General features: G+C 66.6%; 12 protein-coding genes and 1 pseudogene. 5 read left to right on the top strand and 8 right to left on the bottom strand.

The window, feature by feature from the left end:
- Positions 1-2 precede the first annotated feature (2 nt).
- The 7 genes from AV541_RS09550 to AV541_RS13615 form a co-directional block, all read right to left on the bottom strand.
- Complete coding sequence (locus AV541_RS09550) at positions 3-362, bottom strand: hypothetical protein (protein ID WP_038034990.1); 360 nt, start codon at positions 360-362, stop codon at positions 3-5.
- Positions 352-1,578: a hypothetical protein gene (locus AV541_RS09545; RefSeq protein ID WP_008630973.1), complete on the bottom strand. Its 1,227-nt coding sequence runs from the start codon at positions 1,576-1,578 to the stop codon at positions 352-354. Before AV541_RS09545 ends, AV541_RS09550 begins: the two co-directional genes overlap by 11 nt.
- Entirely contained in the window at positions 1,575-1,826 is a 252-nt protein-coding gene (locus AV541_RS09540; RefSeq protein WP_008630975.1) for a hypothetical protein, read from the bottom strand. The genes AV541_RS09545 and AV541_RS09540 overlap by 4 nt, the downstream gene beginning before the upstream one ends.
- Positions 1,823-2,266, bottom strand: coding sequence for a hypothetical protein (locus AV541_RS11480; RefSeq protein ID WP_008630977.1), 444 nt, complete (start codon positions 2,264-2,266; stop codon positions 1,823-1,825). Before AV541_RS11480 ends, AV541_RS09540 begins: the two co-directional genes overlap by 4 nt.
- On the bottom strand, positions 2,263-2,475 hold the full coding sequence (locus AV541_RS09530; protein WP_244363338.1) for a helix-turn-helix domain-containing protein: 213 nt from the start codon (positions 2,473-2,475) through the stop codon (positions 2,263-2,265). Before AV541_RS09530 ends, AV541_RS11480 begins: the two co-directional genes overlap by 4 nt.
- Before the next feature lie 125 nt (positions 2,476-2,600).
- The gene (locus AV541_RS11615; protein WP_167345971.1) at positions 2,601-2,777 is read right to left on the bottom strand and encodes a hypothetical protein; all 177 of its coding nucleotides are present in this window, start codon (positions 2,775-2,777) and stop codon (positions 2,601-2,603) included.
- Complete coding sequence (locus tag AV541_RS13615; protein ID WP_008630989.1) at positions 2,774-2,977, bottom strand: helix-turn-helix domain-containing protein; 204 nt, start codon at positions 2,975-2,977, stop codon at positions 2,774-2,776. The genes AV541_RS11615 and AV541_RS13615 overlap by 4 nt, the downstream gene beginning before the upstream one ends.
- Positions 2,978-3,158: 181 nt before the next feature.
- Between AV541_RS13615 and AV541_RS09520 the strand changes: the two genes are divergently transcribed.
- The 4 genes from AV541_RS09520 (at position 3,159) to AV541_RS09505 (ending at position 7,057) form a co-directional block, all read left to right on the top strand.
- Complete coding sequence (locus AV541_RS09520) at positions 3,159-3,755, top strand: S24 family peptidase (protein ID WP_008630991.1); 597 nt, start codon at positions 3,159-3,161, stop codon at positions 3,753-3,755.
- Complete coding sequence (locus AV541_RS09515) at positions 3,752-4,726, top strand: restriction endonuclease (RefSeq protein WP_008630993.1); 975 nt, start codon at positions 3,752-3,754, stop codon at positions 4,724-4,726. Before AV541_RS09520 ends, AV541_RS09515 begins: the two co-directional genes overlap by 4 nt.
- Before the next feature lie 96 nt (positions 4,727-4,822).
- Positions 4,823-5,941, top strand: a complete 1,119-nt coding sequence (locus AV541_RS13200; RefSeq protein WP_008630994.1) for a tyrosine-type recombinase/integrase — start codon at positions 4,823-4,825, stop codon at positions 5,939-5,941.
- A 141-nt stretch (positions 5,942-6,082) separates the two neighbouring features.
- Positions 6,083-7,057, top strand: coding sequence for a DHH family phosphoesterase (locus tag AV541_RS09505; protein WP_008630996.1), 975 nt, complete (start codon positions 6,083-6,085; stop codon positions 7,055-7,057).
- A gap of 42 nt (positions 7,058-7,099) precedes the next feature.
- Here AV541_RS09505 and AV541_RS09500 read toward each other — a convergent pair whose 3' ends face one another.
- Entirely contained in the window at positions 7,100-8,317 is a 1,218-nt protein-coding gene (locus AV541_RS09500; protein WP_060384764.1) for a 2,3-bisphosphoglycerate-independent phosphoglycerate mutase, read from the bottom strand.
- A gap of 31 nt (positions 8,318-8,348) precedes the next feature.
- Here AV541_RS09500 and proS point away from each other — a divergent pair.
- Positions 8,349-9,781 (top strand): annotated as a pseudogene (proS, locus tag AV541_RS09495) (proline--tRNA ligase).
- Positions 9,782-9,824: the final 43 nt, after the last annotated feature.

The raw sequence follows: 9,824 nt of genomic DNA, 5'->3' as shown, positions 1-9,824 counted from the left end.
CTTCAAGCAGGATTTGCATTATGGCCTCCCTTGACTGGCTCACAGAAGGCCACCAGGTATTTCCTGGGCCCGACCTTCGGCCTCGGGATCCTGCCCGCCATCTCCATGGGCCCCTCCCGTATCTCCAGCCCCATGTGCCGGGCCAGGGCCTGGATCTCCCGAGGGTCCTCCTTCCCTCCCGGCCGGCGGATGGCGAGGACCAGCCGGCCATCGGGCCGGAGCTTCAAGAAAACCTGCACCCCATCGCTCGGGGAGGTGCGAAGGGCAAAGGCCACCAGCCGGCCAGGCTGCTCCAAGGCCTCCTGAAGCCGGTGCTGGAGGATATCCGTCACCGCCTCTAGCCGCACCCGATCAACCCGCATAGGGCACCCCCGCTCTGAAGGCCTGGAAGGGGGCCACCAGGTCCCAGTACCCCTCCCGCCGCAGGAGGGCCTGGGCGTAGGCCCCAGGGCTCCGGGCGAAGCCATCAGCCCGGGCTTCGGCCGCGAGGCCCACCACCCGGGCCAGGACCCTCATGGCTCCTTCCCCTCCCCCAAAAAGGGCCTGCTTGAGGGCGGCCCAGACCACCCGGAGCCAGAAGCGCACGCTCTTCTGGTCTCCCAGGGCGGCGGCGATGGCGGACGCCGCCTGCTGGGCCCAGTTCCGGCGGCCGTTCCGGCCCCCGGGGACGCTGGAAAGCCGGAGAAGTTCCCGGAAGTTCCGGCGAGTGTCGGGATCTAATAGTAACGGGGTTTTTTTGCTTTCCCAGGTGGCTAACGGCTCCCCTACCACGATCCTTAGGGTTAAGGGTCTACCTAGTAGAAGACCCTCTTTGTATCCCGACATTGAGTCGGGGTCACTCAACACCCGGGCCGTCCGGCCCTCCCGCCGGTCCTCCTCCAGGTCCCGCCAGGTGAGGCGGAGGTAGGGGGCCAGGACCCGGATGGCCCGGTAGACGGGGCGCACCCTGACCCGCCACACGGTGCCCCCCTTCACCGCCCCCTCCCGCTCCAGGGCCCGCCCTGAGGTCATCCAGGTCTCCCAGGCGATCCAGTGGCGGGCGTAGCGGCGGTACTTCTCATAGCGGGGGTCGTGGAGCCACCGCTCCACCGTGCGCTCGGAGACCTCCAGGGCCTGGGCCACCTCCCACTGGGGGAGGAAGACGTGGGCCTCCCGGGAGGGGTCCAGGCGGGCCCCCTCCCAGATGGCGTAGGCCACCAGGAGGCGCACCAGGGGGAAGAGGGGGCCCAGCACCTCCTTGTAGCCGTGGGCCTCTATGGTGCGCTCTGCCTTGGCCAGGATGTCCTGCCACTCAAAGCGGCGCACCTCCCGCCAGTCGGTATTGGCCAGGGTGGGGCGCTGAGGGGGGGCGGCCTCGAGGCCAGCCCGGTCCGGGGTCCCCGAGGAAGGGGGCTCCTCCTCGGGGGCCTCCTTGGGCGTTTTAGCAGGGGTCTCGTTCCAAGAAGCGCCCGCCTCCCGCTTCCGCTTCGCCTCCCAGAGGCGCAGGAGCCCCTGGGCCATGCCGGGGTTCTTTTGGGCGAGGTCTTCTATCTGCCGGCGGATGTCCTCCGGCATGTCCGGGGGGAGGTTCAAGTTCATGACGACCTCCCGTTCAGAAGCTCCTCCACAGCGTTGTAAGGGCTAAAATCCGACTTATCCGTGGGAAGCCCAAGGAGGTTCTCCAGGGCCTCCCGCTCCGTGCGGCCCGTGGCCGCCCAAAGGGTCTGGTAATAGCGGTGGCGGCCAGAGGCTTCCCACCGCAAAGAACCCTCCAGCCGCTCCACCCGCAGGTCGTCAAAGTGGCTCCTGGCGATCCGCCGCAGGTCCTCAAGCTTCAGCCGCTTCATAGTCCCAGCTCCCCCATCAGGCACTCCAGAGCCTCCTCCCGGGTAGCCCCGATGGCCTGGGCCACCTCCCGCCCCTCGTAGCGGGCCCGGGCCCACCACCAGCGCTCCCCGTCCCGAGGGCCCCAGATGTCCTCCACGTGCACGTCGTACCCCAGGGCCTCGAGGCGGGCCAAGGCCGCCTCGCCCGGGCGATCCGCCGGGGCGGGGCGCACCCGCACGTGCTCCACCCCGGCCAGGGCCTCGTACAGTTCCAGCTCGTTCACCAGGCGCAGGGCGTCCATGTAGGCCCGCCCTTGGAGGGTGCTCTTCTCAAACGCCGCCGCCCACCTGGCCCTTTCCCAGGCCTCCCGGGCCCGCGTGGCCTCGGGCTCCACGCCCATGCGCCAAAGGGCCAACCGCAGGCCCCGCTCCAACCGCCGGATCTGCTCGCTCAGCGTCATTCCGCCCTCCTCTCCAGCCGCAAAACGGAAGCGGGAGGCTCGGAGGCCACCCGCTCGGTCCACTCGTCCAGCCACTCCGCCCGGAAGTAGAGGCGCTTGCCCAGCCTCACGTGCCGCAGGTGAGCGGGATGCCCCGGCTTCTTCCGCGCCGCCGCGTAGATGTGCTTCGTGGGAATGCCCAGGTATTCCGCCGCCTCTTCAACCGTCATGAGCTTCGGCATGCCTCACCTCCCCGGAACGGGGGCGTGGGCCAAGGCCCAGAGGAGGATGAGCCCCGCCAAAACGCCCCCCATCACGTCCAAGCCCCAGTTCCAAAGCCACTTCGGAATCCCCTTCACCGCGCACCTCCCACGGCCAGCACCACCAGCACCGCCGCCATGAGCCCCGCGAGGAAGGCCATAGCGGCGGCCAGGGCGGGCCCGGGCTGGCCGTACCGGGCCCGCACGTAGACGCCCAGCAGGGCGTAGAGGACGAGGGCGAGGAGGAAGTAGAGGGCGAGGAGGGGAGTCATTGTGACTCCTTAGCGGTATCCGCTAGCGGTGATTTACTAAAGCGAGCCAAAAAAAGGTCAAGGTCCTCCTCCCGCACCCTCCATTCCTTCCCAAGCTTGATGGCCGGCAAAGCGCCTTCCCTAATCTTCCGCCTCACGAAGAAGACGGAGATTTTGAGCCGCTTGGCTACCTCCTCAGTTGTCAAGAGTTCCCCAGGCATGTTGTCCTCATGCTAAGCGCACCTAAAGGTTTAGTCAAGTACCGCTAGCGTGTTTTGCGTTGTAATGGGGCTATCTGTGGGCTACTTTAGTGGCGTGTCGGTAGCAACGGGGCCCAAACCTCGGAAGGCGCAAGTCCCGGAATGGGCTTCGGCCATCCGCCGGAGAAGGCTCCAGCTCGGCATGACGCAAGAGCAGGTGGAAGAGGCCACCGGAGACCTCCTAGCTCAGCGAACGATATCCGATATTGAGCTAGGGAAAACCCACCCCTTCAATCTCGGCTTGGAACGCTTTTTCGCCCTTTTAAAAGCCCTCCGCTGGACCCCGGAGGAGTTCGCCGAAGCCACGGGCCTGGACGTGCCCCTGGTCTACCGCCCCTCGGGGGAGCCTCGGGAGGATGTGGTCTGGGTGCCCGTGGTGGGCTCCGGCGTGGCGGGGCGGCCTTGGCCCGAGTCCGGGAGCATGCCCGTCCCCCGCCCCCTGGTACGCCCGGGCTCCGTGCTCATCCAGGTGGAAGGGGACTCCATGGACACCGGGGAGGAAGACGGCCTCCGGGACGGGGACTTGGTGCTGGTGGACCAGAACCTCAAGGACCTCCGGGAAGGCCGAGTCTACGCCGTGGAGATCATCGGGGACGGCATCACCATCAAGCGGGCCCGGCGGGTAGGCAACCGCTGGATCCTGGTTTCCGATAACCCCAAAGGCCCCATCCTGGAACCCGAAGAGGTCAAGGTGCTCGGGGAGGTCTACCGGAAGATCAGCATCCGGGAAGTCAAATGAGGCCCGATCCGCTGCTAAAACTGCTTGAAGACCCGGCCTATTTGGTCCAGGTGGATAGGGGGGAGCTGCTTGAAGTGGTGGTCCAGGCCCTCTTCGCTCGCCTGCCCGGGTGGAAGGCCTCCCGCCCAAGCCAGACCAACGCCCCGGACAACGGCCTTGACGTGGAAGCCATAAGCCCCCAGGGCAAGCGTTACCTCATCCAGTGCAAAAACCTTTCCGCCCCGGCAGACGCAAACCTGGTGAGGCTGACCCACGCGGCCAAAGACCTCCATAGGGCCCACAAGGGCATCCTCATCTGCCCCTCGGGGTTCACCAAGCCGGCGCTGGAAAACGCCGAAGCCCTGGGGGTGATGACCTGGGGGCCCGAGGAGTTGAGGCTTCTCTACCAGGCGGCTTCCTCCGAGGCCGCCATGCGCAAGCTCGGTCTCTGGGAAGCGCCAAAACCTCCGGGGTTTTGGGATGGCCTCGCGATCCACCTCAAAAACTGGCTTGCCCAAAGCCGGAAGGAAACGCTTTACGTGGGCATCGCCATCCTGATAGTCCTCGGTTTCCTCTTCCTTGTGACGCAGGGGTCTTCGCCCCAAAAGGCCAAATCCCCGGCTTCCTCACCTGAGGCCGTGGCGAGGGGCTACGACTCAGCCTATCGCTACGCCTTGAGCACCAACGACTGGGCCCCCCTCTACGAGTGGGCCTTCGCAGACTTCCTGGAACGGAAGGTTCTCCCCTTCATCCGGGAACGCCAGAGCCGGGGGTGCGTGCTTCGGACGGAAGAGCTTGAGCCCATGCGAATCACCGCCGTGGAAGCCCTGCCCGACATGGCCGAAGTCTACGTCAGCAAGAAGTGGCGGCAAACCCTGGTTTGCCAAGACAGGCCCCCCAAGGAAGTGCTCAACAAAGCCTTCAGCACTTACTACCTCATCAAGCCAGATGCAGATGGCCGGCTGAAGGTCTGGCTTTCTGATTGGAACTGACAGAGGTTTTTTGAGCAAAAGCCGCCTATGAAGCGTAAACGAGGCAGGGGAGAAGGCTCTATTTTTCAGCGCCGGGATGGGCGCTGGGCCGGCTTCGTGACCCTCGGGTACACCCCGGACGGCCGCCAGCGCAAGAAGTGGGTCTATGGCCGCACCCGGCGGGAAGTGGCGGAAAAGCTGGCCCGCCTCCTCCCCAAGGCCGGGGTGGGCTGGGTGCCGGACCCGGGCGGCCTGCGCCTCGGGGACTACCTGGCCTCCTGGATTGAGCACCGAGCCGCCACCCGGGACCTGCGCCCCACCACCCTTCGCAACTACCACGTGTACCTGAAGCACGTGGAGCCCATCGCCCACCTGCCCCTTTCCCGCCTGAGCCCCCTCACCTTTCGCGCCTTCTTCGCCGAACTCGCCGGCTTCTCCCCCTCCCACCGCCGCCACATCTACCAGTTTCTTCGGGCCGCCCTCCGGGACGCCGTGCGGGCCGACCTCCTGGACCAAAACCCCATGGACGCCGTGGACCCCCCACGGGGCGGGGCGGTCCGGCCGGCCAGGGCCTGGAAGCCCGAGGAGGTGGCCCGCTTCCTAGAAGCCTCCAAGGGGCACCGCCTCTACCCCCTCTTCGCCCTCATGCTCGCCACCGGCCTCCGGCCCGGGGAGGCCCTGGCCCTCCGGTGGGAGGACTGGGAGGGGGACGTGCTCCACGTCCGGCACACCCTGCGCCGGGACGGCACCCTGGGCCCGGCCAAGACCCCGGGGTCCCAGGCCCCCATCTACCTGGACCCGGACACCCAAGCCCTCCTCGCCTGGTGGCGGGAACGCCTGGAGGAGGAGAAGGCTTCCACCCCGGACTGGCAGGACCACGGGCTCATGTTCCCCAGCTCCAAGGGAACACCCCTGGAATACAACAACTTCAAGCGGGCCTTCTACGCCCTGCAGGAAAAGGCCGGGATCTCCCGCATCACCCCCCACGGCCTCCGGCACACCTACACCTCCCTTGCCCTCCGGGCCGGCCTCCCCCCCAAGGTGGTAGCGGCCCGCCTCCGCCACGCCGACCCAACCTTCACCGTCAAGGTCTACCAGCAGCTCATGGAGGAAGATCACCGCGCCGGGGCCCTCCCACTTGACACCTTGCTACACCTAAACAGCCGGAACCAACAGGCACCAGTAGGCACCAACGGCAAGCAAAAACCCCGTTCCCGCCACAAATCCCGTTCCTAACCTTCCCCCCCTTGCGGGCTGATAAGCGTGAGGTCGGTGGTTCAAGTCCACCATCGCCCACCAAGGACCCCCCTCCCCGCGAGGGGGAAAGTCTTTGTATCCCGGGTCCGGGGGGCCGGCTTGTGCTAGCCTTTTAGCGGCATGGACGGCAACGCTCCCGACCCCAAGTACTGGGAAAAGATGCGGTTGGTGGCCGAGGTCCTGAAGGCGGTGGAGGGCCCCATTTACATCGCCACCCACGTGGACCCCGATGGGGACGCCATCGGCAGCTCCCTGGGCCTTTACCGGGCCCTCAAGGCCCTGGGCAAGGAGGCCTACTGGGTCGCCGATCCGCCGAGGTTCCTCCGCTTCCTCCCCAAGGAGGAGGAGTACTCCGACCCCGTGGAGAAGCTTCCCGTGGGGGCCACCCTGGTGGCCCTGGACAGCGCCGAGCCCAGCCGGGTGGTGGGGGTGCCGGTGGAGGGCTTCGTGATTAACATCGACCACCACGGCACCAACCCCCGCTTCGGGCACATCGCGGTGGTGGACCCCTCCAAGGCGGCCACGGCCCAGATGGTGAAAGACCTCATTGACCTTTTGGGCGTGGAGTGGACGGCGGAGATCGCCACCCCCGTCCTCACGGGCATCCTCACGGACACCGGCAACTTTCGCTTCGCCAACACCACCCCTGAGGTGCTTCGGGTGGCGGCGGAGCTTCTGGGCTACGGGGTGAAGCTTGCCGAGCTCACCGACCGTCTCCAGTTCCGCCCCCCCTCCTACTTCCGCCTCATGGGGAAGGTCCTCTCCACGGTGGCCTTCCACTTTGGCGGGCTTCTCGTCACTGCCCACCTGCCCGAGGACGCGGGGGCCGAGGAGGACTCCGACGACTTCGTGGGCCTCATCCGCTACGTGGAGGGCAGCGTGGTCTCGGTCTTCCTCCGCAAGCGGGAGGAGGGGGTGAAGGTCTCCATCCGCTCCCGGGGCGGGGTCTCGGCCCAGAACATCGCCTTAAAGCTCGGAGGCGGCGGGCACGTCCCCGCCGCCGGGGCCACCCTGAAGGGCCTGGACCTGGACCAGGCCTACGAAAGGGTCCTCGAGGCGGTGGCCGAGGAGCTCAGGCGCGCCGGTTACCTGTAAACGCTCCTTTTGCGGGTCCCGACCGCCATGGGGAGGGGGCTCTCAGGCCCCGTACTTAAGGAGCCGCCCCGCATGGGCCAGGAGGAGGGGCATGAGCTCCACCCCGCGGAGGTGGCCCAAGCTACCCTTCAGGGCCTCGGCCTCGGTGAAGCGCCGGGCCTCGTCCCGCCGCAGGAAGGGGCCTTTGAGGAGGAGGGGCACAGGGTGCCAGGAGTGGGCCTTGAGGAGGGCGGGGGTGGAGTGGTCCCCGGTGAGGGCCAAGACGTCCGGCCCCAGGGCCAGGATCTCCGGCAAGAGGGCGTCAAAGCGCTCAATCTCCCCCACCTTGCCCCAGAAGTCCCCGTCCTCCCCCTTGGCGTCCGTCTTCTTGAAGTGCAGGTAAAAGAAGTCAAAGCGCTCCCAGTTCTCCCTTAGGGCCTTGAGCTTGCCCTCGTGGGCATCCCCTTCCCCCTCCACCGGCAGAACCTCCATGCCCACCAGGGCGGCGAGGCCCTTGTACATGGGGTAGCTGGCGACGGCGGCGGCCCTTAGGCCGTACACCTCCTGGAAGCTCGGGAAGCGGGGCTTTTGGGAGGCCCCGCGGAAGAGGGCCCCGTTGATCCGGGGCTCGTCCTTGAGCGCCTCCCGGATCCTCTGGGAGAGGAGATTAACGATGCGGGCGGTTTTCGCCGAGGCCTCATTCAAGGGCTTGGCTTCCAAGGGGGGAAGGCCCGTTTTCTGCGGATCGGTGTCCGTTATCCCGTCGGAAAGGCCTTCTCCCCTCAGGATCACCAGGAAGCGGTGCTCGCTTTCCGTGTAGAAGTGGACCTCCACGTCCTCTATCCGGGGGATGGCCTCCTTGAGCTTGGCGATGACCCTCTGGTTCTCCTCCGTGGAGGGCCTTCCCGCCCTGCGGTCCACCACCTTGCCCTCGGGGTCTAAGGTGGCGAAGTTCCCCCTTAGGGCCACGTCCCCCTCCCGAAAGTCGGCCCCGAGGCCCAAAGCGCTTAGGGCTCCCCGCCCCACCACGTAGCGGAAGGGATCGTAGCCGAAGAGGGCGAGGTGGCCTGGGCCGGAGCCCGGGGTAAGGCCTGGATAGACGGGGGTGAGGAGACCCAGGGTGCTTTCCTCCGCCAGGCGGTCTAGGTTAGGCGTTTTTGCGGCCTCCAGCTCCGTGGGGCCCCCCGGTTCCAAAGGAAGCCCCCCCACACCGTCCAAAACCACGAGAAGGATCTTGCCGCCCTTCTGGTGAAGCTCCTTGTAGATGGGGAAGAGGTCCATGGGGCTATTTTACTGGGTAAGATAGGCGGGTATGGCGAAGGAGAAGGGCTTAACCCCTCAGAGCCAGGACTTCAGCGCCTGGTACCTCGAGGTCATTCAAAAGGCCGAGCTCGCTGACTACGGGCCCGTTAGGGGCACCATTGTGGTGCGCCCCTACGGGTACGCCCTTTGGGAGAACATCCAGCAGACCTTGGACCGCATGTTCAAGGAAACGGGTCACCAGAACGCCTACTTTCCCCTCTTCATCCCCATGAGCTTCCTCAAGAAGGAGGCGGAGCACGTGGAGGGGTTTTCCCCGGAGCTGGCCGTGGTGACCCACGCGGGCGGGGAGGAGCTGGAGGAGCCCTTGGCGGTCCGCCCCACCTCGGAGACGGTCATCGGCTACATGTGGTCCAAGTGGATCCGAAGCTGGCGCGACCTGCCCCAGCTTTTGAACCAGTGGGGCAACGTGGTGCGCTGGGAGATGCGCACCCGGCCCTTCCTCCGCACGAGCGAGTTTCTGTGGCAGGAGGGGCACACCGCCCACGCCACCCGCGAGGAGGCGGAGGAGGAGGTCCGGAGGATGCTTTCCATCTACGCCAAGCTCGCCCGGGAGTACGCCGCCATCCCCGTGATTGAGGGGCGGAAGACGGAGAAGGAGAAGTTCGCCGGGGCGGTCTACACCACCACCATTGAGGCCATGATGCGGGACGGGAAGGCCCTCCAGTCCGGCACCAGCCACTACCTGGGGGAGAACTTCGCCCGGGCCTTCGACATAAAGTTCCAGGACAAGGACCTCCAGGTGAAGTACGTGCACACCACCAGCTGGGGGCTTTCCTGGCGCTTCATCGGGGCCATCATCATGACCCACGGGGACGACCAAGGCCTCATCCTGCCCCCCGCCTCGCCCCCATCCAAGTGGTGGTGGTGCCCATCTACCGGGAGGAAAGCCGGGAGAAGGTGTTGGAGGTGGCCCTTGATCTGAAAAGGCGCCTTCTCCAGGCGGGGCTTCGCGTCCACCTGGACGACCGGGACCAGTACACCCCGGGCTACAAGTTCCACGAGTGGGAGCTCAAGGGGGTACCCTACCGCGTGGAGCTCGGCCCCAAGGACCTCGAGGCGGGCGAAGCCGTCCTGGCCAGCCGCCTGGGGGGCAAGGAGCGCCTTTCCCTGGAGGCGCTTCCCGCCCTCCTCCCGGACAAGCTTGCCGCCTTCCACCAGGCCCTCTACCAAAGGGCCCTGGACTTCCAGAGGGCCCACACCCACAAGGTGGACACCTACGAGGCCTTCAAGGAGGCGGTGCAGGAAGGCTTCGCCCTGGCCTTCCACTGCGGGGATAAGGCCTGCGAAAAGGCCATCCAAGAGGAGACCACCGCCACCACCCGCTGCGTGCCCTTTGAGGCCGAACCCGAAGAAGGCTTTTGCGTCCGTTGCGGTAGGCCCTCCGCCTACGGCAAGCGGGTGGTCTTCGCCAAGGCGTACTAAGCTTCTCGGCGACTTCTCCCCTCTCGCCAGTCCCGGACGGGCG

The sequence above is a fragment of the Thermus parvatiensis genome (assembly GCF_001535545.1).
GTDB classification, from domain to species: Bacteria; Deinococcota; Deinococci; order Deinococcales; family Thermaceae; genus Thermus; species Thermus parvatiensis.
Note: the sequence above shows the minus strand (reverse complement) of the source record. Positions and strands in the feature narration are given on the sequence as shown.